This window comes from Mycetocola sp. (genome assembly GCF_046716805.1).
Classification (GTDB): Bacteria; Actinomycetota; Actinomycetes; order Actinomycetales; family Microbacteriaceae; genus Mycetocola_A.
This window is the reverse complement of the sequence record NZ_JBKJWH010000052.1, coordinates 1-21,899: the sequence shown is the minus strand read 5'-3', so window position 1 is coordinate 21,899 and position 21,899 is coordinate 1. Positions and strand designations below refer to the sequence as shown.

Below are 21,899 nucleotides of genomic sequence, written 5' to 3'. Positions count from 1 at the left end.
GGGGGGGGTTATCGGTGGGGTGGTGTTAAACCCCCCCCCACGTCGCCGACGAACAGATCTCACTCGACGCCGTCATCGACGCGTACAAGGAGCAGTTGAACTTCACCGAGGATGCCGGCGCCGGCGTCGTCCTGATGGCCAGCCGCCACCTTGCGAAAGCTGCGACGAGCTCCGATGACTACATCCGGGTCTACCGCGAAGTGCTCGCCGCAGCGACGACCCCGGTGACTTTGCACTGGCTCGGCAAGGCCTTCGACCCGAGCCTGGCAACGTACTTCGGATCGGAGAAGTTCGAGAAGTCCTCTGCCACGGCGCTCGAGATCATCGAGCAGAATGCCGATAAGGTTCGCGGTATCAAGATGAGTCTTCTCGATGCGTCGCATGAGGTGTCCGTGCGGTCGCGGCTGCCCGAGAGCGCGACGCTCTTCACCGGCGACGACTTCAACTACGTGGAACTCATCGCCGGCGACGGAACCTCCCACTCCGACGCTCTGCTCGGCGCCTTCGCCGCGGTTGGCCCGAACGCCTCAGCGGCGATCCAATCGCTCGACGCCGGCGACACCGGCCGGTACCGTCAAATCCTCGGCCCCACCGAAGAACTGTCGCGGCAGATCTTCGCCGCACCCACCTTCTTCTACAAGACCGGCGTTGCCTTTCTGGCCTGGCTCAACGGCCACCAGCAGGCGTTCAGCATGGTTGGTGGTCTGCACTCAGCGCGGGGTCTCCCCCACCTGTCTGAGATCGTCCGGCTTGCCAACGCAGCGGGCGCCCTCGAACGACCCGAACTGGCCGCTGCCCGCTGGCACAGCCAACTCGCCCTGAACGGAATTCACGCATGACCCACTCACAGCTCTCGCTCAACCAGGCCACCATCAAGTACGCTCCGCTGGCGGACGCCGTTCGTGTGACCGCCGACGCGGGATATTCGAGCATCGGTCTCTGGCGTGAACCCGTTGCCGAGTTCGGCCTCGCGGCGAGCGTGACACTCGTCGAGGACTCCGGGCTGCGGGTGTCCAGCATGTGCCGCGGCGGATTCTTCACCCTGACCGAGGGTCAGGCCCGACGGGCCGCCATCGACGACAACCGCCGGGCCATCGACGAGACGGCCGCTTTCGGAGCCCCGACACTTGTGCTTGTCGCTGGTGGCCTGCCCGATGGATCCCGCGACCTCGTCGGTGCGCGGGCGCGCGTCGCCGATGCCATCGCCGATCTCGCCGACTACGCGCAGGAATCGGGGGTGACGCTCGCCATCGAAGCACTCCATCCCATGTACGTGTCGGACCGGGCCGTCGTTTCGACCCTCGGCCAGGCGCTCGACATTGCCGAACAGTTCCCCGCGGAGGCGGTCGGTGTCGTCGTCGACACCTTCCACGTCTGGTGGGACCCGCAGGTGCTCGACCAGATCGCTCGAGCAGGCGCGACGGGGCGCATCGCGTCGTATCAGGTGTGCGACTGGGCGACCCCAATCGCTCAGGATGCGCTTCTGTCGCGCCACTATCCCGGCGACGGCGTGATCGACTTCGGCTCGCTCACTCGCGCCGTGCTGTCGACAGGTTACACGGGCGACATCGAGGTCGAGATTTTCAATCAACAGATCTGGGATGCCGCCTGGCCGGATGTCGCCCGCCGCACAGCGGCCGCGTTCGACGCCGTGGTGGCGCCGCACCTGGCTGAATCGGCGCGTCGCTGAGCCGACTGGCGGAACTCGCGCGTTCACGCCCGGTCAGGCGAGAGACAGGGAGAATGACAGCACGAATCCCGCCGCGGTGCTCAGCGCCACCGCAGGGCCGCCGTGCTCGAACGCCTCAGGCATCAACGTGTCGGCAAGCGAGGCGATGACGGCACCGGCCGCGAACGCGAGCGGAAGCGAGACCGTCTGAGGGTCGCTGTTCGACAGCGGCCCGGCGCCCACGACCACGGCTGCGGTGAGCAACACGGCGCACACAAGGTTGATGCCGACGCACTACGGCATCGCTGCATGATGGAATCCAAACGACGGCAACTCTATATTTATCTAGCAGTATCTTTGCTTTTCGCAATACTGGGCTAGAGTTCCTTATATGTTGTCCGAACTCAACCCTTACTCTCCCGGCTCCGGTCTCACTCCCCCGCACCTGGTGGGTCGCCAGGACGAGATCGACGCGTTCGATCTTCTGGTTGCCAGAAACCGTGGAGGACGTCACTCTCGAGCGATCGTGCTTCACGGGCTCAGGGGTGTGGGCAAGACTGTTTTGTTGAATCAGTTCCGCGATCAGGCAGACCGCGCTGAGTGGCTGATAGTGGATCTTGAAGGTCAGGCGTCGGAGTCCGGACAGGAAGCCGTTCGCCGCAAACTAGCCCGCGAGCTTGCCCTGGCGGCACGCCGGTTGTACCGCGGCAAGGGGATGACGGAGAAGGTCAAACAGGCGTTATCGACGATCCGTTCGTTCGGGATCTCGTTTGGTGGCGCTTCTCTGGAGGTGGGTATCGAACCTGCCATAGGGCGTGCCGATTCGGGCCGTATTGAGGTCGACTTCGAAGAGCTGATCGAGGACCTTGTGCCGGCGCTGAAGGAGAGGGATTCAGCGTTCGGTCTTTTCATTGATGAGATGCAGGATCTGGAGCCGGAGTTGCTCACGGCTCTTCTCTCAGCGCAGCACCGCGCCGGCCAGCGGGGGTGGCCTTTCTTTGTTATCGGCGCTGGTCTTCCCAACTTGCCGTCAACGTTGAGCGCAGCCCGCTCCTATGCGGAACGGTTGTTCAGCTACCGCGAGATCGGCGCCCTTGATGAGAAGTCCGCGACCGATGCGCTCGTGGTGCCTGCCAAGAGACAAGGTGCGGAGTACGACGTGGACGCCGCTGAACTGATCGTCGGCGCTTCTGGGGGGTATCCGTATTACCTGCAGACGTACGGGCAAGCTGCGTGGGAACTCGCCCTTGATCGACGGATCACTAAGGAGGACGCGACAGCTGCGATCCAACGCGGGAACGAGGAACTTGACATGGGCTTCTTCCCCGCACGCTGGGACCGGGCTACGCCCGGTGAGCGTAACTACTTGGCCGCCATGGCAGAGGACGCCGGCAACCCGTCGCAGACTTCCGAACTCGCCAGCCGGCTCAAGACCAAGCCGCAAAGTCTGAGCCCCGTCCGTCAGTCGCTCATCGAAAAGGGAATCATTTATGTCCCGGACAGAGGGTTGGTTGCGTTCACCGTTCCCAACATGAACGACTTCGTTAGTCGCCAACTCCAAGACTGACCTGGGGCGGCAAGCTAACGGATTCTGCTCTCGTAAGCCTTGAGCCAGACGGCGGCAGCCTTGCGGCGCTCGTCAACTCGAAGCGCGAGACCTATCCCGTAGGCCACCATGACGATGTACAGCAGGCCTGCGCCGATTGCTCCTGCGTGAAGTAGCGGGTTGGGTGCGCGACACCGAGAACGACTGCGGTGATGGATACGATGACGGAGCCGATCGCCACGAGCATCTGTGCGGTCCCCGGTTCCGAGTAGCGCCGCAATCCCGTCAATATGGCGAGACGCACCTGAGGCTCCTTCCGAGTTGCCCGAACAAAGCTCTCAACCTCTTCCACTGTGGGCCACTCCGACTTGGCCGGCCAGTATGGTCGCGCGCCTGCTGGCAGCTCGGAAGGCATCCAGGGAACGAGGCGGCCGAACGTAGTAGCCGCCTTCAGCTCCCGACGAGCCGGGCGAGCGGCTTTCCTGCGCTTCCGGGCAGCCATCAACGGCTGAGGCCGCCACGCTCACGGTGCTGCACAGCTGATGGAGCGCTGCCACGGTGTTTCGCCGCTTTTCTCGTCGTCGTCTTCACTGCTTCCCGTGGGTGTTTCGCATTCTCACCGTCGGCGAGGATACGGGCAGCGATCGTCTCTTTCGTGATGGCCTTTTCTTCAAGACTGCTGGCGAACTTCTGACGGCGTTCTGAGCTGTCGTAATCCTCCACGCTCGCGGTGTCGCCGGATTGCTTCCAGCCGCTCCCCCGCTCTGTGAACTCGTTGGAGGCCGGGATATCTGCTCCATCAATGTCGCCAGGGCCCCAGCCTTTCTCCGCCCGCTCCTGTGCCTCGCGCTCTCGCCTTTCGGCGCTGCCAAAGAGGATCTGGCTGACAGTCAGTTCTTCCGCTGAACGCTCCCGTTCGGCGCGAGCGTCAGCGCGTGCCTGCCCGGCCTCGCGCAACGCCGCAGCTACCGCGGCCGGATCTCCGCCCGGCGCGTCGACGTCGATGCCGTAGCGGCCCTGCACTTCCCGACGGATCGTGTCGCCGGCCGCACGTGCAACGTCGTCGTGCCCTCGCCACACGGTCGCTGTCTCGTGGACCAGGGCAATGTCATCGACGTGGGCGGTGTCCCACCACTCGGCGTGCATCACCGGTTCGAGGCTGGCGCGCGCTGCACCGCGTTCTGCCTCGAACCGGTTCTCAAGCTCGCGGTACTCCTGCTGTGCGGCAGCCTCTCGCGTGTGACTCATCTGCTCGCGTTCAGACCTCCGGCCTCGAATATCAGGTCGAAAAGACTCCCGATGGCGTCCATGGGATCCGGATGGCGCTCATTGAACTGAATGGCAGCAGCGAAGCCGAACGCGCGCGGATTGCGAAGCACCAGCCGTTCGACTCGCTCCAGGACTTCCGCGACCGTGTCCGTCCGAAACGCCGGACCTTCAAATCGCTCGCTCGCGTCGGCGCACTAGACAGCTTCATCGGTTACAACCGGGACCGACGGCACGAGCTCCTCGCTCACATCCAGTCACTCCAAGGATCCGCCGTCCACATCGGTGACGACCAGCTCGCCCTGGACATTGAACTGCCACCGCTCGGCTACGAAGGGAACCGGTTCAAGGCGGTCACCTCGATGGAGCTCCGCGGACGCACCCAAACCGACCTCGAACTCCGCGACCTCAACGTCGCCGTGTCGAACCACCAATCGGCCCGCTTCCACGACCTGTTCCGAGATCTCGGCGTGACACCGGCGGCGAAGCTCATCGACCTTCCCGGCGGAACCGAAGTGCTCATCGCCGGTGTCCGGCGCGCCACAAACACACCGCCGACCCGGAACGGCATCGGCCGCGTTGTTTTCCTCTCCCTCGACGACGGGTCCGGACCGGTCGCAAACGCGGTTGTCTTCGGCGATGCTCAGCAGAGAATCGGCGGGAAAGTGTTCCGCACGAGTTACATGCTGATCCGCGGGAAGACTCGACGGTCCGGCGCGCGCCGAGTCTCCGTAACCGTTGACGATATGTGGGACCTCTTCGACGTGCAACGCAAGGTCAAGGCGAGACTGAAAGTCGAACAGCGAGACGCAGATGCCCACGCTTCAGCCGGTGTCCACCAGGTCGAACCTGTGGCGGGATGGCACCTCCGCGCGGTGTGAGGTGAAGTCGGCGAACCGGCCTTGAGACGCATTAGGACATCCCCGGCGCAATCTGAACAACGTGCCCGCACTCGCAGTGCGGTAGCCGCCAGAACACACGCTACGGCGGATGAATTTACGACGCGTCGAGCCAAGCGTCGAGCCGGGAGCAAGATTCCATCGACCTTTTCGCAGCGCCTGATCGACGAGTCTCCGCGCGACACTCAGCGGCGGGAAGCGGTGCGTGACTCGTCCTCCGGAGTCGGGGAACGAGTTGTTCGCGGCACTGAGGTAATCACACGGCTGTAGTTATCCACAATGTTAATAAGGGTGTTAATAACAATTCACACTGTTAATAAGGCTGTTAACAACTCTTGACCGGGGATTTTCACGTGCACAGCAGGCGGACAAATTCGGACCGCCCTCGCTAGTGACGCTCCATCGTCATTCCGTGTGCAAAGGCCTCGAAGAAGGACTCGTGAAGCACCCCAGACATGTCCTGCCGACTCCACGACACGTGACCGCCCAGGGGCGCACCCCGGGCGCACTGGCAGGAATGGTCCTCAACGATCCGCGCGATCCCGGGCACACAAGGCGCATCGAACCAAACACGAATTGCTACCGCGTGCTACCAATCAACTACCGAATATGTCGGTATTCACCAAGCCTCTGATCAAATCAAAAAGGCCACTTCCCGAGGGAAATACCCTTTGATCTGCGATTCTGTGGAGGACTAGGTCTGATCGCGCGCAAGATGGTGCGGAAGTTGAGTTGTGGAGCCTAGGGGAATCGAACCCCTGACCTCCTGCTTGCAAAGCAGGCGCTCTACCAATTGAGCTAAGGCCCCGATTGCGGGAGAAACTTTATGAAAAACGTCTCCCGAGTGGGGATACCAGGACTTGAACCTGGGACCTCTTCGTTATCAGCGAAGCGCTCTAACCGCCTGAGCTATATCCCCGTTTGGGCAGCTTTGAGACTACCTGAAATTCGCCGTATGTTCTAATCGAAGGGGCCAGGAGCCCCTTCGACCAGGACGAATCAGTTGTTGGTGAATCCGACCAGCAGTCCGCCGGTGATCTTCACGCTGAGGTTGTAGAGAGCCGCGCACAACGCTCCGAGAGCGGTCACCACGATGAGGTTGAGGATCGCGACGACGACAGCGAAGCCCATCACACGCCCGAGGTTGAAGATGGCGGTGAGATCCTGGCCGGCACCGGCGACATCCGTGTACAGGCCGTTGACCTGGTCGAAGACGTTCGTCTGGTCAAGGACCGTGTAAACGAGGAAGAACACGACGATCGTCACGACGGCGAGGGCCACCGCGAGAAGAAACGACAGTTTCACCGCCGACCAGAAGTCGATGTAGACGAGCTTCAGCCGCACCTGTTTGGTGGACGTGCGCTTGGTCGACTTGTTCGCGAGCTTCTCGGCAACGCTACTCATACTTCTTCTTCCTTCTCGGCCTCGCCCGCGGGCACTGCGGCTTCGTCCACGGTGAGGACTTCTGCAGCTTCGGCGTCCACGGCGATAAGATTACGGTCACTGTTCCTGGCCAGGGCAATAATCCGATCGTCGTCAGCGAATCGTGCAAAAACGACGCCCATGGTGTCCCTGCCCTTGGCGGGAACTTCGGCCACGGCAGACCTTACCACTTTGCCTGTCGCAAGAACCACAAGCACTTCATCGTCTTCACTCACGATGAGAGCACTGGCGAGGTGCCCGCGATCCTCGTTGTACTTGCCGACCTTGATACCCAGCCCGCCTCGATTCTGGAGGCGGTACTGCTCGACGGCGGTGCGCTTGGCGTACCCACCTTCGGTCGCGGTGAACACGAATGCCTCTGACTCCGGATTGGCAGGAAGAACCGATGCCGACAGGAGTTCATCGTCCTCGCGGAAGTGCATTCCGATGACACCCGAGGTTGAACGGCCCATCGGGCGCAGTGCGTCGTCGCTCGCGGTGAAACGGATCGACATGCCACGGCGTGAAACGAGGAACAGGTCGCTGTCGTCCTCGACGAGGAGCGCTCCGACCAGTTCGTCGCCGTCGCGCAAGTTGATCGCGATGATCCCGCCGGTGCGATTGGTGTCGTATTCGCTCAGCGCCGTCTTCTTCACGAGCCCGTCGCGAGTGGCGAGCACCAGGTACGTGGCAGCCTGATAATCCGGGATGTCGAGGATCTCGGCGATCTCTTCGTCTGGCTGCATGGCCAGGAGGTTGGCGACGTGCTGCCCCTTGGCGTCCCGTCCTGCTTCCTGCACTTCGTACGCCTTGGCGCGGTAAACCCTGCCCTTGTTGCTGAAGAACAGCAGCCAGTGGTGGGTAGTGGTGACGAAGAAGTGGTCGACGACGTCGTCCGCGCGCAGCTGGGCGCCCTTGACGCCTTTGCCACCGCGGTGCTGCTGCCGGTAGTTGTCGCTGCGCGTGCGCTTGATGTAACCGCCGCGGGTCACGGAGATGACCATTTCTTCCTCGGGAATGAGGTCCTCGATGGACATGTCGCCGTCATAGCCGAACATGATCTCGGTGCGGCGGTCGTCTCCGTACTTGTCGACGATCTCGGTCAGCTCGTCGCTGACGATGGTGCGCTGACGCTCGGGATCCGCGAGAATCGCCTTGAATTCGGTGATCTCCCGTTCGATCTCGTCGTGCTCGTCAATGATCTTCTGGCGCTCCAGGGCTGCCAGTCGGCGCAGCTGCATGTCGAGGATGGCGCGTGCCTGCAGTTCGTCGATGTCGAGCAGGTCCATCAGTCCGTCGCGGGCGTCCTCAACGGTTCCCGAACGACGGATGAGCGCGATGACCTCGTCAAGCGCGTCGAGCGCCTTGAGGTAGCCACGAAGGATGTGGGCGCGCTCCTCGGCCTTCATCAGGCGGTGGTTCGTGCGCCGAACGATCACGTCGATCTGGTGAGCGGTCCAGGCGGTGATGAAGCCGTCAAGAGCGAGGGTGCGCGGGATGCCATCGACGATCGCCAGCATGTTGGCGCCGAAGTTCTCCTGAAGCGAGGTGTGCTTGTACAGATTGTTGAGAACAACCTTGGCAACCGCGTCGCGCTTGAGCACGATGACGAGGCGCTGACCAGTGCGACCTGAGGTCTCGTCCCGGATGTCGGCGATCCCGGAGATCTTCCCGTCCTTGACCATGTCTGCGATCTTGACCGCCAGGTTGTCCGGGTTGACCTGGTATGGCAGTTCGGTGACAACGAGGCAGGTTCGGCCCTGGAGCTCCTCGACACTGACGACGGCGCGCATCGTGATCGAACCACGACCCGTCGTGTAGGCGTCATGGATGCCTTTGACGCCGAGGATCTGAGCACCGGTGGGGAAGTCGGGGCCCTTGATGCGCTGCATGAGCGCTGCGAGCAACTCTTCCCGGGATGCGTCGGGGTTGGCGAGGTGCCACAGGGCGCCGGCAGAAACTTCACGAAGGTTGTGCGGCGGGATGTTCGTCGCCATGCCCACGGCGATACCGACGGATCCGTTGACCAGGAGGTTCGGGAACCGGGCCGGGAGCACAGCGGGCTCCTGGGTGCGGCCGTCGTAGTTGTCCTGGAAATCGACGGTGTCCTCGTCGATGTCGCGAACCATCTCCATGGCCAGCGGGGCCATCTTGGTCTCGGTGTATCGCGGTGCCGCTGCTCCGTCGTTGCCGGGGGAACCGAAGTTGCCCTGGCCGAGGGCGAGCGGGTAGCGCAGGCTCCACGGCTGAACGAGGCGAACAAGAGCGTCGTAGATGGCGGAGTCACCATGGGGGTGGAACTGTCCCATGACGTCACCGACCACACGAGCGCACTTCGAGAATGCCTTGTCTGGGCGGTAGCCGCCGTCGTACATCGCGTAGATCACGCGGCGGTGGACGGGCTTCATGCCATCGCGCACCTCGGGAAGAGCACGGCCGACGATGACGCTCATCGCGTAATCGAGGTACGACCGCTGCATTTCCAGCTGCAGGTCTACCTGGCTGATTTTTCCGTGCACGCCGGGACCGGTGGTTTCGTCTGCGACGACATCCTCCGGGAGGCTGGTATCGGGAGTGGTGTCGTCGTTAGATGTCAAGGAACCGCACGTCCTTCGCGTTCTTTTGGATGAAGTTACGGCGGGACTCGACGTCCTCGCCCATCAGGGTGGAAAAAATTTCGTCTGCAGCCGCTGCGTCATCGAGGTTGACCTGCATCAGGGTGCGGGTCTCAGGCGCCATCGTGGTTTCCCACAGCTCCTTGTAGTCCATCTCGCCGAGGCCCTTGTAACGCTGGATGCCGTTGTCCTTCGGAATCCGGCGGCCGGCCGCCGCTCCGGCGGCAAGCTGTGCGTCACGCTCGGCGTCGCTGTAGACGTACTCATGAGCCGCGTTTGACCACTTGAGTTTGAACAGCGGCGGCTGCGCGAGGTACACGTAACCGAAGTCGATCAGGGGACGCATGTAGCGGAAGAGCAGGGTCAGCAGCAGCGTGGTGATGTGCTGGCCGTCGACGTCGGCATCCGCCATCAGCACGATCTTGTGGTATCGGGCCTTCTCCGGGTTGAAGTCCTCGCCGATCCCCGCGCCGAACGCGGTGATCATCGCCTGCACTTCGGCGTTGCCGAGGGCGCGGTCGAGCCGTGCCTTCTCAACGTTCAGGATCTTGCCGCGAAGCGGAAGGATCGCCTGGGTCTCAGGGTTTCGGCCCTGGACCGCCGATCCACCCGCGGAGTCACCCTCGACGATGAAGATTTCGGAGAGCGACGGGTCCTTGGACTGGCAGTCCTTGAGTTTGCCGGGCATTCCGCCGCCCTCGAGAAGTCCCTTGCGGCGTGCGGTCTCGCGGGCCTTCCGAGCGGCCATGCGCGCGGTCGCTGCCTGGAACGCCTTACGGATGATCTCCTTGGCCTGGATCGGGTTGCGCCCGAACCAGTCGCCGAGCTGGTCGCCGACCACCTTCTGAACGAACGCCTTGGCCTCGGTGTTGCCGAGCTTGGTCTTCGTCTGGCCTTCGAACTGCGGCTCGGTGAGCTTCACGGAGATGACCGCGGTCAAGCCCTCACGCACGTCATCGCCGGAGAGGTTGTCGTCCTTCTCCTTAAGCAGGCCCTTTTCGCGGGCGTACTTGTTGACGAGAGTGGTCAGAGCAGCACGGAAGCCCTCTTCGTGAGTTCCGCCCTCGTGGGTATTGATCGTGTTCGCGTACGTGTGCACGCTCTCCGTATATGCGGTCGTCCACTGCATGGCGACTTCAAGCGCGATCTTGCGGTTGTCGTCCTCGGTTTCGAACGAGATGATCTCGTCGTTGACGAGGTCTGCCTTGCGCGCATGGTTGAGGTACTCGACGTAGTCGACCAGTCCGCGCTCATAGAGGAAGACGTTCGACTGCTGGACGAGCTCGGGTTCCCTGCCGTCGACACCGGCTGATGCCTCGACGAGGTGATCCGGGCGCTCATCGTGCAAAGCGATCCGGAGCCCCTTGTTGAGGAACGCCATCTGCTGGAACCGGGTGCGAAGGGTGTCGTAGTCGAACTCGATCGTCTCGAAGATCTCGGCACTGGGCCAGAAGGTCACCATGGTGCCGGTCTCATCGGAGTCCTCACCCTGGGCGAGCGGCGCGTCGGCGACACCGTCATGGAATGTCGCCCGCCACACGGACCCCTGGCGACGGACCTCGACGTCGAGGCGGCTCGAGAGGGCGTTGACCACCGAGCTGCCCACGCCGTGAAGACCACCGGAGACGGCGTAGCCGCCTCCACCGAACTTTCCGCCGGCGTGAAGGATCGTCAAAACGACTTCAACCGTCGACTTTCCCTCGATGGGGTGGATGTCGACCGGAATTCCGCGGCCGTTGTCGACGACGCGCACGGCGCCGTCGGGGAGGATGGTGATCTCGATGTTGTCGCAGTAGCCTGCCAGGGCCTCATCAACAGCGTTGTCGACGATCTCGTAGACCAGGTGATGCAAACCGCGCGGACCGGTGGAACCGATGTACATTCCTGGACGTTTGCGTACGGCTTCGAGACCTTCGAGAACCTGAATCTGGCTTGCGCCGTAGTCGCTGTTATCTGCGGACCTGTTCGGTTCTGATGACATATGAAATTAGGCTCCAAACCGTGTTCGTGCTCGACATGTAATTCTATCAAGAACGCGAGGACTTCGGGGCCATATGCCCATCTGAGCCACTTTTATCGCATCGACGACCAGATTTGTCTGGTTAACCGTAGGTATCGCGCACGCCACGCCCCTGAACCGATCTGGGACCGCGTTTGAAGGTTGGGACGTTGGGTCCCAGAAAACGGATGCTCTCGATCCCGGCCTCCGGGTACCTGACGGCGATGTGAGTCATGATGTCGACGCGCATCAACCGCAGCTGGGTAGCCCAGGCGGTCGACTCGCATTGCACACTGAGCACTCCTTGTTCGATACCGACCGGGGAGGAGTGATTCGCCGTCTCTTCTCCTGCGAGTTCCTTCCAGTTCGCGACGAGGTCCGATTGGGCGAGCGGAGAGTCCCAGCCCAGCTGGCTGGTCAGCGTTCCGAGGACGTCGCCGACTCCCTTGGGGTCGCGGCCATGTCCGAAGGGGACGCTTTCGGCCGGATCCGTCTTTCGGTTTCGCTTGGATTTCGCGTAATGCTTCTGACCGCCGAACAACTCCTTGAATCGCACATAAACGCGAGCGGACTCGGAGAGGGAGTCGCGGCCCTGGTTCACCTCAGCCACGGGAGACCTCCGCCGCGGTTTCGAGGATGCGGCCGGCAGAGATGTGCTCGGTGTGGGCGGTGAGTCCCTGAGGCACATCGTCCAGAACGGCCGCGGTGATGAGGACCTGCTCGAATCCCGCGACAGCGGCAGCCAGCCTGGCACGTCGGTTGAGGTCGAGTTCGGCGAAGACATCGTCGAGGATGAGCACCGGATCACCGGTGTTCGAGTCGCGCCGAAGCAGTTCTGCGGACGCCAGTTTGAGGGCGAGCGCAAACGACCAGGTCTCCCCGTGGCTGGCATATCCCTTCACGGGCAGCGCGTTCAACTCGAAGAGGACGTCGTCACGGTGCGGCCCGACGAGGGTGAGGCCGCGTTCAAGTTCGCTGCGGCGCTGCAGTGCGAGTGCCGCCCGGAATCGTTCGGCCGTGTCGGCGGTCGACTCAACCGGAGCTCCCGCGGCTGGCCCGGCCGAGGAGGCGGCATCCGTGTCGGCGTCGACCCCGTCGATGCTGAGGAGAGCGGTGAGGGCCGGCCCATGATCGTCGCCGACCACGGAGGCATAGGCATCCCGGATCGGCTGCTCGAGCGATGTGACGAGAGCCATTCGCTCATCGATGATTTCGGATCCGAGCGACACAAGCTTGTCGTCCCAGATTTCCAGTGTGGTCAGCTGATTCGCCTTGAGCCCTGATAACCGTGCCGATTTCAGGAGCGAGTTGCGCTGCTTGAGGGTCCGTTCATAGTCGGTCAGGACTCCGGCAAGCCGGGGGGTGTGCAGGATGAGCAGCTGGTCGAGGAATCGGCGGCGGCCGGAAGGGTCGCCGCGGATGATGCCGAGGTCTTCGGGAGCGAACAGCACACTGGAGAAGTACCGCGGCAGCTCACGTGGTTTGATCTGCCCGCGATTGATCTGCGCCCGGTTTGCTCCGGTGCGGTTGATCTGGACTTCAGCGAGGAGATCGCGGCCGTTGTGCTGCAGCCGGGCTCGGATGATCGCAGCGTCCTCGCCGGCCCGGATCAGTGCGGCGTCGGTGGAGACGCGGTGGGAGCCCAGGGTCGAGAGGTATCCGAGCGCTTCGACGAGGTTGGTCTTGCCCTGGCCGTTACGACCGACGAAGAGGTTCGCGCCCGGTGTCATCGCCACGTCAGCGACCGCATAGTTGCGGTAATTGCTGAGGTTCAGGTGGGTGACGATCACCGGGTAAGCCTACCGACGGCGCCTGACAGCCTGCTTCAGTCGTCGGACTTCCTGACCGCGTGGCCGCCGAACTGGTTGCGGAGCGCCGCCACAGCCTTCATCGCCGGTGAATCCTCCTGGCGCGAGACGAATCGGGCGAAGATGGATGCCGAGATGGTCGGAACGGGGACCGCGTTGGCGACCGCTTCCTCGATGGTCCAGCGGCCTTCGCCTGAATCCTCGACGTATCCCTCGATCTCCGACAGGTCGTCGTCTTCGTCGAGGGCGCGGACAAGCAATTCCAGAAGCCAGGACCGCACGACGGTGCCGCGCTGCCAGGCCTTGAAGGTTCCGGGGACGTCACGGATGATGTCCTCGCGCTTCTCGAGCAGCTCGAATCCTTCGGCATAGGCCTGCATGAGCGCGTATTCGATGCCGTTGTGCACCATTTTGGCGTAGTGGCCGGCGCCGACTTCGCCGACGTGCACGAATCCTTCTTCGCGGGGACCCTCCGGACGAAGTGCATCGAACACCGGCATGACGCGCTCGACCTGGGCGGCGGAACCGCCGACCATCAGCCCGTAACCGTTCTCGAGTCCCCACACTCCACCGGAGACACCGGCGTCGATGTAGTCGATGCCCTTTGCGGCGAGAAGCTCAGCGTTCTTGAAATCCTCGGTGAACCGGCTGTTGCCACCTTCGATGACCAGGTCGCCCGCGTCGAGACGATCGTTGAGGTCAGCGACCACGCCGGCGGTGATCTTCCCGGCCGGCACCATGACCCAGATCGTGCGGGGCGAGGGCAGCGCGGCGACGAGTTCGTCCAGAGTCGCGACATCCGTGACATCCGGATTCTGGTCGAATCCGGTGACTTCGATGCCCGCGTTCCGCAGGCGGGTGCGCATGTTGCCGCCCATTTTGCCGAGTCCGATGAGGCCGATGTGCATGCGAATAGTCCTTCGAGGTTGGAGTGCGGGTCGGTTCAGCGCAGGAGCAGGTTGGGCTGCAGCAGGTACTTGAAGCTGTCAGCGCCCGGCTGGTCTTTCGACGACTGGCTGGTGATGAGCATGGGCCCAGGCTTGTTCGTGTTCTCACTCTTGGTGAACGAGAACCTCACGTATTCGCTGCGGACAGCGGTGAGGCCGTCGATGAGGAACTGCGGCTTGAGGCTGAGCACGATGTCATCGCCGGTGAGCAGTGCATCGATCGCCTCGGATGCCTGCGCCTGCTCGGATCCGACCGCCTCCATGGTGAGGCCGTCGATGGTGAAGGTGAACCGAAGCGCGGCTTCTCGCTCGAGCACGAGCGACACGCGGCGGACGGCTTCGATCAGCTCGGCGGTGTTGATGACGGCGTAATTTTCGCTGGAATCCGGGAACAGCCGGCGGACCGGCGGGAACGAACCCTTGATCAGCAGCGAAGTGACGGTCTTTTTGTCAGCCGTGAAGGCGATGAGCTCCCGATCGTCCTTGCTGGTGAAGGCGACTGAGATCGTCGACGAGTGGCCGAACGTCTTGCCGACCTCCTGCAGGGTGCGAGCAGGAACCAGCGCGACGAGGCTCTCGGGCGCGGTGTTGTCGCCGTTGTCCCAGTCGATCTCGCGGACAGCGACGCGGTACCGGTCTGTGGCGACCAGGCTCAGCCGGTTGTCGGTGACTTCCAGCTGAACGCCGGTGATGACGGGGGTGACATCGTCTCGAGATGCGGCGACCGCGACCTGCGCGACAGCTGCAGCGAAATCCTCACCGGGTACGAGGCCTGTTTCGCCCGAGATCTGCGGGATGCTCGGATATTCCTCGACGGGCATCGACAGCAGAGTGAAGTTCGCCGAACCACAGGAGACGACGATGCGGTTCTCGTTGGTGGTGAACTGCACCGGGGCGTTCGGCAGTCGGCTGGCGATGTCAGCGAGTAGGCGCCCTGAGACGAGGATTGTTCCCGGTTCGTCGACCTGGGCGCTGATCTCGGTCTGCGCTGAGACTTCGTAGTCGAAGCTCGACAGGGTCAACCCGTTCTCGGTCGCTTCGATGAGCACACCGCTCAGGATCGGAAGGGTCGTTCTCTGAGGCAACAGCTTCACCGCGAATGAGACTGCTTCACTGAAGACATCGCGATTGACGCTAAACCGCACGGTTGGATCCCCTGTCGTTTCAAGGTACGAGTGGTTCCCCATGTTAGTCGGGTCGGAGAAGCACTGTCATTCACGTCTTCGATCGAAGCGACGAGCCGGAGGCGACGGCGGAAAAGGTTATTGGCTGGAGAGAAAGTTAAAGAATGGTTAATGGTCTTAACCGCTGTGGAAACTGTGGATAACTTCCGACACGCTAACGATTTCATGGGAACTACAACGGTGTGACTTGTTGGCCGTGTGTGTAATCGCTGTCGGCGACATCCCATGCGTTTACTGGCATCCAAGCCGGTTCTGCACATTCCGAGGAGAGCAGTTCACAGAATCGCCCGAGTTTTCAGGCGAGTTTCCACAGGGTTATCCACATTGTGTACGACGCCTCAGTTTCCACAACGTTAACCGTCTGTGAGCACCGCTTTAACGCGTGAAACGGTGCCCCTGTTTGATCCGGCTGGTCAATTCAGTCACCTGGTTATAAATCGACCGACGCTCCTGCATGAGGTCCGAAATCTTCTTGTTCGCGTACATCACGGTCGTGTGATCGCGGTTTCCGAAGAGCTGTCCGATCTTCGGGAGCGACAGATTGGTCAACTCGCGACACAGGTACATGGCGATCTGCCGAGCCGTGGCGATCGCCTGTGAGCGGCTCGAGCCGTACAGGTCGTCGACGCTGAGCTTGAAGTAGGCGGCGGTGATGTTGATGATGTCGACCGGTGAGATGACGTTGTCGTCGTCGAGGGTGATGAGATCCTTCAGCACCGTCTGCACGAGATTCATGTCGACCGGAGTGCGGTTGAGGCTCGCGAATGCGGTGACGCGGATGAGGGTTCCCTCGAGCTCACGGATATTGCTCGACACCTTCGACGCGATGAACTCGAGCACTTCATCGGGGATCTGCAGTTTCTCGCTCTGGGCCTTCTTGCGGAGGATCGCGATCCTCGTCTCCAGGTCAGGGACCTGGACGTCGGTGATGAGGCCCCACTCGAACCGCGACCGCATCCGGTCTTCGAACCCGGTGAGCGCCTTCGGCGGAAGGTCGCTCGTTATTGCGACCTGCTTGTTGTGATCGTGCAGCGTATTGAAGGTGTGGAAGAACGCTTCCTGCGTCTCCGCTTTGCCCTGGAGGAACTGGATGTCATCGATCAGCAGGATGTCGATGTCTCGGTAGCGCGCCTGGAAGACGGATCCGCGGTTGTTCGCGATCGAGTTGATGAAGTCGTTGGTGAATTCCTCGCTCGAGACGTACCGGACACGGATGCCCGGGTAGAGACTCATCGCGTAATGCCCGATGGCATGGAGAAGGTGGGTCTTGCCGAGCCCGGAGTCCCCGTAGATGAAGAGCGGGTTGTATGCCTTCGCCGGCGCTTCGGCCACGGCGACCGCGGCCGCATGCGAGAACCGGTTGGACTGGCCGATGACGAAGTTGTCGAACGAGTACTTCGAATTGAGGCGGGTGTCGTTCTGCCTCGCCGGGAGTGCCGTGTCGGCCATTGAGAGGTGCGACATCGGATTGTTCACGTAATTCGGCTGTGGGGAATTCATCGGGGCTTGAGGAAGGGGCTCAAACTCTTCGTCGATGATCTCCGGGTTCACAACGACGGCGAACGTGGAGGCGCCGTGGGATTCCTGCAGGGTGCCGATCGCCTTGAGCAGGGGAGCACGCATCCGCATGTTGAGCTGCCCGGCGGTGAACTCGTTCGGCACCTCGAGATAAAACGTGCCGGCCATGATGCCCTTGGGCACCACCAGGTTGAGAAAGCCATGCAGGGGAGGTGTGATGCGCTCGTCGGTTGCGAGCTCATCGAGCACGGTCTGCCACGTTTGCGTGATTGACTCTTGCTCGTTTGCCATATTTCCCCAAAAAGTTATTCACAGAGTTATCCACGGATGCTCTCACAACCCCGGATCTATTGGGAACCGGATGGTGAGGGCTGGGGATAACTAATCCCTCACGCTAGCCAATCGGACGGTTCGGCCCAAATTTACCGCACAAATCCGCCAGCGTGTCAGTGCTGGTGTAGCTGGGAAACCTGTGGATAATCAACCGTTTGGCGCGATTCGGTTTGACCATCCGTCACTCAAGCCGTAGGTTTAATCAGTTGACTTGTGCCCTCGGGCGCCAATCTTTCCTCTGCCATGCGACTCGCCGCAGCGGAGATCCAAACGTGGAGTAAGTGATTATGAGCAAGAGAACGTTCCAGCCGAACAACCGTCGTCGCGCCAAGGTGCACGGTTTCCGTTTGCGCATGCGCACCCGCGCCGGCCGTGCCATCCTCGGTGCACGCCGTCGTAAGGGCCGCACCGAACTCTCCGCGTAGCATCCTGACCCCGGCAACCCGTCGTCATCGTGCTCGCTAAAGCGCAACGCATCACGAGCGCTGATGACTACAAACGGGTCGTCCGCAGAGGTCGACGGATGTCGGGCGCCAACAGCGTGACGTACCAACTGATGAACCCGAACGGCGGATCACCGCGGTTCGGGTTCATTGTTGCTAAAACCGTGGGCAATGCTGTCGTGCGCAACCGGGTTCGTCGTCGGCTCAAAGCCGCGGCGTATTCGATGGCGCCGGGTCTCCCAGACGGTACCGAGACCGTGTTTCGGGCGCTTCCGCCATCAGCTACCGCCAATTTCACCGAATTGTCTGCCGAGGTCGAGCGCTCCGTCTCACGGTTGGTAGCGAAATCATGACGGGCGTCACTGCCGACTCGGGCGAACGGGTCGACGTCATGCGAAGCATCCTGTTGCTGCCTCGCAATGCTGCAGTGGCCGCCCTGATCGCATACCGCACAGCGATCTCACCGCTTTACGGCGAGGTGTGCCGGTACTATCCCTCTTGTTCGGCTTACGCGATGCATGCAATTGCTCAGCATGGAGCCGTGATCGGATCGGGACTTGCCCTCCGGCGGATTGCACGTTGTCACCCCTGGGCTGCCGGCGGTGTCGATGATGCTCCTCCCAAGAAAAACTTCAGATACACCGTGACCCCCCGTGGGTTCGTTGTCCCAGCAAGCCACCGAAAGGGCTAATCCCACATGGATCTCTTGTCGATCATCCTCTGGCCTCTGAAGTGGGCCGTCGAGCTCATTCTCGTTGGCTGGCACTCCCTCTTCACCGCTGTCGGGATGGAGCCAGCGGACGGGCTCACGTGGGTGCTGTCGATCGTCGGCCTTGTTCTCGTCGTTCGTGCGCTGTTGATCCCGCTTTTCGTCAAGCAGATCAAGAACCAGCGGCGCATGATGGAGGTCGCTCCGCAACTGAAGAAAATCCAGGACAAGTACAAGGGTAAGAAGGACCAGTTCAGTCGCGAGGCCATGAGCCGCGAGACGATGGAGCTGTACAAGAAGACCGGGACCAACCCGCTTGGGTCTTGTCTCCCCCTGCTCGTGCAGATGCCGATTTTCTTCGCCCTGTTCTCTGTGCTCAACGACTCGCAGACGGGCAAATCCGGTGTCGGCCCGCTGAACGAGGCGCTGTCCAAGCAATTCGGTACGTCATCCCTGTTCGACCTGGCGCCCCTGCACATGAGTTTCTCGTCGGCGATGAACGCTGCCGGCGGCCCCGAGGTCGGCGTCATGATCGTGGCTGCGATCATGGTTGTCCTCATGACGGCTTCGCAGTTCATCACTCAGCTGCAGATCGTGTCGAAGAACATCTCGGATGAGACCAAGGCCAGCCCGATGTTCAAGCAGCAGCGCATTCTGCTCTACATCCTGCCGTTCGTGTTCCTCTTCTCTGGTTTCGCGTTCCCCCTCGGTGTCATGTTCTACTGGCTGGTCTCGAACATCTGGACCATGGTTCAGCAGTTCATCATCATCCGGAACATGCCGATGCCTGGCACCGAAGCAGCCAAGGAGCGCGAGGAGCGCCTGGCTCGCAAGGGCAAGTTGAAGCCGGCGGACGGTGCCGCTGGCGACACTCTCGTCATCGAGGAGAAGAAGCCGGCCCAGCGCCCGCAGCCGGTAGGCAAGAACCGCGCCAAGAAGGCCGCGCCGAAGAATCCCCCCGCAGCCGCGCCCAAGAACCCGGCGGCGACTGGTCCGAAGAATCCGTCAACTGCTGCGCCGAAGAACCCAGCGTCGTCCGGCTCGAAGAACCCTGCCCCCGCAGCAAAGAACGTCGCCGCGGCGACGACCCCGTCGGCGCCGAAAACTCCCGTGGCTAAGCCGCAACCCGAGGCCGGTTCGGCTCCCCAGAACAATGGAAAGTAGCGCCATGTCAGACGTGATCGACAACCAGGCAGACGTGGAGATCGTTCGTAACGACTCCCCCACCGTGACTCAGCTCGAGGAAGAGGGCGACGTCGCCGCAGATTACATCGAGGAGTTCCTCGATATCTGCGACCTGGATGGTGACATCGACATTGACGTTCGCAACGGACGCGCGTACGTCGCCGTGACCGCGAGCGAGGGCAGCAACATCCGTGTTCTCTCCAAGCCGGATGTCGTCAGCGCACTTCAGGAACTGACTCGTCTTGCCGTGCAGAGCAAGACTGGGGCGTTCTCTCGACTGATTCTCGACATCGGTGGCTCGCGTGACGCCCGGCAGGCCGAACTGGCGGTGCTCGTAGACAGCGCGATCGCGCAGCTCGATGCGGGTGCGGCGTCCGCCGCTCTTCCCGCGATGTCGAGCTACGAGCGCAAGCTGGTTCACGATGTTGTCTCTGACCGGGGATTTATCTCCACCTCGCACGGTGAAGGCCGGGACCGTCACACGGTGATCACCCGCGCTTAGCCGCCAATGTTTCACGTGAAACGGTGTCGCCGCCGTTCGGCGGCCACCGTGGATGAGGCTGCCGAGATCCCGGCCGCTGACCGAGCTGTGCTGGGGTCCTTCCCCGGTGATCGAACTCGTCGAGATGGTCACTCGTGATCGGTCAGTCCGCTGATCGAGCTTGTCGAGATCCCGCCCCGCTGATTCCAGAGGTTCAACGACCGCGTTCCCTGTCGGCGGGCATCTCTCCCTCGAAGATAGAGCTTTTCGAGACCCCTTCCGCCCTTTGATTCCGACGGGCTCCATACGGAGTTCCTGATCGCCCGGCCCACCCGCTCGTCGATCGAGCTTGTGGAGACCACATACGAATGTGATTTCGCACCCATCCCGCGTCTTATGGTGCGATGACGCCCCAACCCTGACCAGGCACCCAGACCGAATAGAGTTGAGACAACATGACTGACTCCACGCTTGAAACCGAGCCCGCTGCAGCGTCGACCCTCCTCGGAGACCGAATCGAGCTGACACGTCGGTTCACGGAGAACCTCGCTACGCACGGAGAAGAATTGGGTCTCATCGGGCCGCTGGAGTTGCCCAGGCTGTGGACGCGTCACGTGCTGAACAGTGCCCTCGTGGCACCCTTGTTGCGACCCGGACTCGTCGGGGACGTCGGATCTGGAGCCGGGCTACCCGGACTGGTCCTTGCGATTGCTCGGCCGGAAGTGCAGTTTGTCCTCATAGAGCCGATGGAACGCCGCGTAGCTTGGCTGAATGATCAGGTTGTCGATCTGGGGTTGCGCAATGTGACTGTTATTCGGGAGCGCGCCGAAGACGTGAAGCTCACCGAGCGCCTCGACCAGGTCACCGCTCGCGCCGTCAGTGCCTTCCGGAAACTTCTCCCGCTGACCGCTCCCCTACTGCGCGACGGTGGTGAGCTCGTACTGATGAAGGGTGCTGGCGCCCAGGCCGAAATCGATGCGGCGCAGAAAGAGATGCGCAAATACAAGGTGACGGATGCCCGCGTGCAGGTCCTCGGTGAAGGTATTACTGACGACGTAACCCGGGTGATCCTCGGGACTGTTCGCGGTTAGTCCACAACGCTGGATGGCGAGCGTCTCTGCTCATGCGGTGCATCAGGTGAGTACCACGGCTCGACCGTTTCACGTGAAACACGCCGAACCCGAGTCTCGGTGGGGTGCATCCCTCCCCACTGTGTGAGGCCTGCGAACTTTTCCCCAGATTGAGGCAGCGTCGCTCGACGGTTCTTCGGCGATGGCAATCTTGCCCCATGCCTTACATGTACATTCCCGAATGCGCTGACCGAACCTATAACGTCGACAGCACCTGGCACGTCCTTGAACGCGTGCGACAGCACAATGACGGACCGGGCGCCGCCTACACGCGTGACCGGCGGCCCCTGGCGCTTGTGTACTCCGAGAAGTATTCGAGTATCGCCGAGGCGTTTGGTCGTGAGAAGCAGGTTCAGGGCGGGAGCCGTAGGAAGCGCCGTGCGTTAATCGAAGGCCGACCGCAGGATCTCCCTGGCAACGTGCGATTGCAGAAAGAACGGCTACCGAACGGCGCTCCCGACGAGATGGGCCCGAGTCCCCCAGAGCTGGATGTTGCGCCGGGCGCAGCGTTGGTAGGCGGCACTGGGCGCGGCGCTGGAGGGGGCCGCATTCGGTCCCCTGCGCTCGTCGAATGAGTGACAGTCCGGCCTGCGGCAGCGAGGGACCGGCCCGAAGGCAGATCCCAGGGTGATTCACGCCATCGAGCCTCTCCTGTGCGATCTACAGGGGTGTATGAAAGGAGTTCATGGCCAACCGGGCGCGTTTCACGTGAAACAACAGCACTGACGGGGATGTGTTTTCCTAT

General features: G+C 62.1%; 18 protein-coding genes, 2 tRNA genes and 3 pseudogenes. 11 read left to right on the top strand and 12 right to left on the bottom strand.

Annotation, left to right across the window (positions count from 1 at the left end):
- Window positions 1-38 precede the first annotated feature (38 nt).
- A pseudogene (locus tag ACLQ62_RS04380) lies at window positions 39-839 on the top strand (DUF993 family protein); the annotation flags it as partial.
- Window positions 836-1,690, top strand: a complete 855-nt coding sequence (locus ACLQ62_RS04375) for a sugar phosphate isomerase/epimerase family protein (protein WP_411720442.1) — start codon at window positions 836-838, stop codon at window positions 1,688-1,690. The pseudogene ACLQ62_RS04380 and the gene ACLQ62_RS04375, both read left to right, overlap by 4 nt.
- Window positions 1,691-1,723: 33 nt before the next feature.
- On the opposite strand, the pseudogene ACLQ62_RS04370 reads toward ACLQ62_RS04375, so the two are convergent.
- Window positions 1,724-1,945, bottom strand: a pseudogene (locus ACLQ62_RS04370) (zinc permease); the annotation flags it as partial.
- 115 nt (window positions 1,946-2,060) lie between these two features.
- Between ACLQ62_RS04370 and ACLQ62_RS04365 the strand changes: the two are divergent.
- Complete coding sequence (locus ACLQ62_RS04365; protein WP_411720441.1) at window positions 2,061-3,236, top strand: AAA family ATPase; 1,176 nt, start codon at window positions 2,061-2,063, stop codon at window positions 3,234-3,236.
- A gap of 480 nt (window positions 3,237-3,716) precedes the next feature.
- Here the strand turns inward: ACLQ62_RS04365 and ACLQ62_RS04360 are convergent, their stop codons facing one another.
- Entirely contained in the window at window positions 3,717-4,463 is a 747-nt protein-coding gene (locus ACLQ62_RS04360) for a hypothetical protein (protein WP_411720440.1), read from the bottom strand.
- Here ACLQ62_RS04360 and ACLQ62_RS04355 point away from each other — a divergent pair.
- A complete protein-coding gene (locus ACLQ62_RS04355; RefSeq protein ID WP_411720439.1) occupies window positions 4,436-5,362 on the top strand; it encodes a hypothetical protein in 927 nt (308 codons plus the stop codon). The two genes, ACLQ62_RS04360 and ACLQ62_RS04355, sit on opposite strands and share 28 nt — an antisense overlap.
- 753 nt (window positions 5,363-6,115) lie before the next feature.
- Here ACLQ62_RS04355 and ACLQ62_RS04350 read toward each other — a convergent pair.
- The 10 genes from ACLQ62_RS04350 to dnaA all read right to left on the bottom strand — a co-directional run bounded on the left by ACLQ62_RS04350 (window position 6,116) and on the right by dnaA (window position 17,164).
- Window positions 6,116-6,188 (bottom strand) — tRNA-Ala (locus ACLQ62_RS04350).
- A 37-nt stretch (window positions 6,189-6,225) separates the two neighbouring features.
- Window positions 6,226-6,299, bottom strand: a tRNA-Ile gene (locus tag ACLQ62_RS04345).
- 80 nt (window positions 6,300-6,379) lie between these two features.
- Window positions 6,380-6,784 (bottom strand): DUF3566 domain-containing protein, encoded by a 405-nt coding sequence (locus ACLQ62_RS04340; protein ID WP_411720438.1) that lies wholly within the window; start codon window positions 6,782-6,784, stop codon window positions 6,380-6,382.
- Window positions 6,781-9,321 carry a DNA gyrase subunit A gene (gene gyrA, locus ACLQ62_RS04335; RefSeq protein ID WP_411720444.1) on the bottom strand — a complete coding sequence of 847 codons (2,541 nt, stop codon included), beginning with the start codon at window positions 9,319-9,321 and terminating at the stop codon, window positions 6,781-6,783. Before gyrA ends, ACLQ62_RS04340 begins: the two co-directional genes overlap by 4 nt.
- 67 nt (window positions 9,322-9,388) lie before the next feature.
- Window positions 9,389-11,398 carry a DNA topoisomerase (ATP-hydrolyzing) subunit B gene (gene gyrB / locus ACLQ62_RS04330; protein ID WP_411720437.1) on the bottom strand — a complete coding sequence of 670 codons (2,010 nt, stop codon included), beginning with the start codon at window positions 11,396-11,398 and terminating at the stop codon, window positions 9,389-9,391.
- A gap of 121 nt (window positions 11,399-11,519) precedes the next feature.
- A complete protein-coding gene (locus ACLQ62_RS04325; protein ID WP_411720436.1) occupies window positions 11,520-12,026 on the bottom strand; it encodes a DUF721 domain-containing protein in 507 nt (168 codons plus the stop codon).
- On the bottom strand, window positions 12,019-13,206 hold the full coding sequence (gene recF / locus ACLQ62_RS04320; RefSeq protein ID WP_411720435.1) for a DNA replication/repair protein RecF: 1,188 nt from the start codon (window positions 13,204-13,206) through the stop codon (window positions 12,019-12,021). The genes ACLQ62_RS04325 and recF overlap by 8 nt, the downstream gene beginning before the upstream one ends.
- Before the next feature lie 35 nt (window positions 13,207-13,241).
- Complete coding sequence (gene gnd / locus ACLQ62_RS04315; RefSeq protein ID WP_411720434.1) at window positions 13,242-14,132, bottom strand: phosphogluconate dehydrogenase (NAD(+)-dependent, decarboxylating); 891 nt, start codon at window positions 14,130-14,132, stop codon at window positions 13,242-13,244.
- Window positions 14,133-14,167: 35 nt separating this feature from the next.
- A complete protein-coding gene (gene dnaN, locus ACLQ62_RS04310; RefSeq protein ID WP_411720433.1) occupies window positions 14,168-15,316 on the bottom strand; it encodes a DNA polymerase III subunit beta in 1,149 nt (382 codons plus the stop codon).
- Between the two features lie 414 nt (window positions 15,317-15,730).
- Window positions 15,731-17,164 (bottom strand): chromosomal replication initiator protein DnaA, encoded by a 1,434-nt coding sequence (dnaA, locus tag ACLQ62_RS04305; protein ID WP_411720432.1) that lies wholly within the window; start codon window positions 17,162-17,164, stop codon window positions 15,731-15,733.
- Between the two features lie 329 nt (window positions 17,165-17,493).
- Here dnaA and rpmH point away from each other — a divergent pair, with 329 nt between their 5' ends.
- The 7 genes and pseudogenes from rpmH (at window position 17,494) to ACLQ62_RS04270 (ending at window position 21,729) form a co-directional block, all read left to right on the top strand.
- A complete protein-coding gene (gene rpmH, locus ACLQ62_RS04300; RefSeq protein ID WP_010204566.1) occupies window positions 17,494-17,631 on the top strand; it encodes a 50S ribosomal protein L34 in 138 nt (45 codons plus the stop codon).
- 29 nt (window positions 17,632-17,660) lie between these two features.
- Window positions 17,661-18,002, top strand: a complete 342-nt coding sequence (gene rnpA / locus ACLQ62_RS04295) for a ribonuclease P protein component (RefSeq protein ID WP_411720431.1) — start codon at window positions 17,661-17,663, stop codon at window positions 18,000-18,002.
- 38 nt (window positions 18,003-18,040) lie between these two features.
- Window positions 18,041-18,340, top strand: coding sequence for a membrane protein insertion efficiency factor YidD (gene yidD, locus ACLQ62_RS04290; protein WP_411720443.1), 300 nt, complete (start codon window positions 18,041-18,043; stop codon window positions 18,338-18,340).
- Between the two features lie 6 nt (window positions 18,341-18,346).
- Window positions 18,347-19,303 (top strand): annotated as a pseudogene (gene yidC / locus ACLQ62_RS04285) (membrane protein insertase YidC); the annotation flags it as partial.
- 223 nt (window positions 19,304-19,526) lie between these two features.
- Window positions 19,527-20,045 carry a protein jag gene (locus ACLQ62_RS04280; RefSeq protein ID WP_411720430.1) on the top strand — a complete coding sequence of 173 codons (519 nt, stop codon included), beginning with the start codon at window positions 19,527-19,529 and terminating at the stop codon, window positions 20,043-20,045.
- 434 nt (window positions 20,046-20,479) lie between these two features.
- Entirely contained in the window at window positions 20,480-21,115 is a 636-nt protein-coding gene (gene rsmG / locus ACLQ62_RS04275; RefSeq protein WP_411720429.1) for a 16S rRNA (guanine(527)-N(7))-methyltransferase RsmG, read from the top strand.
- A 197-nt stretch (window positions 21,116-21,312) separates the two neighbouring features.
- Window positions 21,313-21,729 (top strand): GIY-YIG nuclease family protein, encoded by a 417-nt coding sequence (locus tag ACLQ62_RS04270; protein WP_411720428.1) that lies wholly within the window; start codon window positions 21,313-21,315, stop codon window positions 21,727-21,729.
- Window positions 21,730-21,899 lie beyond the last annotated feature (170 nt).

Coding starts and splice junctions, on each gene's coding strand:
- ACLQ62_RS04360 (WP_411720440.1), bottom strand. CDS start 4,463: ATGAGTCACACGCGAGAGGCTGCCGCACAGCAGGAGTACCGCGAGCTT.
- ACLQ62_RS04270 (WP_411720428.1), top strand. CDS start 21,313: ATGCCTTACATGTACATTCCCGAATGCGCTGACCGAACCTATAACGTC.
- ACLQ62_RS04375 (WP_411720442.1), top strand. CDS start 836: ATGACCCACTCACAGCTCTCGCTCAACCAGGCCACCATCAAGTACGCT.
- gyrB (WP_411720437.1), bottom strand. CDS start 11,398: ATGTCATCAGAACCGAACAGGTCCGCAGATAACAGCGACTACGGCGCA.
- ACLQ62_RS04280 (WP_411720430.1), top strand. CDS start 19,527: ATGTCAGACGTGATCGACAACCAGGCAGACGTGGAGATCGTTCGTAAC.
- dnaA (WP_411720432.1), bottom strand. CDS start 17,164: ATGGCAAACGAGCAAGAGTCAATCACGCAAACGTGGCAGACCGTGCTC.
- gnd (WP_411720434.1), bottom strand. CDS start 14,132: ATGCACATCGGCCTCATCGGACTCGGCAAAATGGGCGGCAACATGCGC.
- ACLQ62_RS04340 (WP_411720438.1), bottom strand. CDS start 6,784: ATGAGTAGCGTTGCCGAGAAGCTCGCGAACAAGTCGACCAAGCGCACG.
- yidD (WP_411720443.1), top strand. CDS start 18,041: ATGCGAAGCATCCTGTTGCTGCCTCGCAATGCTGCAGTGGCCGCCCTG.
- rsmG (WP_411720429.1), top strand. CDS start 20,480: ATGACTGACTCCACGCTTGAAACCGAGCCCGCTGCAGCGTCGACCCTC.
- rpmH (WP_010204566.1), top strand. CDS start 17,494: ATGAGCAAGAGAACGTTCCAGCCGAACAACCGTCGTCGCGCCAAGGTG.
- ACLQ62_RS04365 (WP_411720441.1), top strand. CDS start 2,061: ATGTTGTCCGAACTCAACCCTTACTCTCCCGGCTCCGGTCTCACTCCC.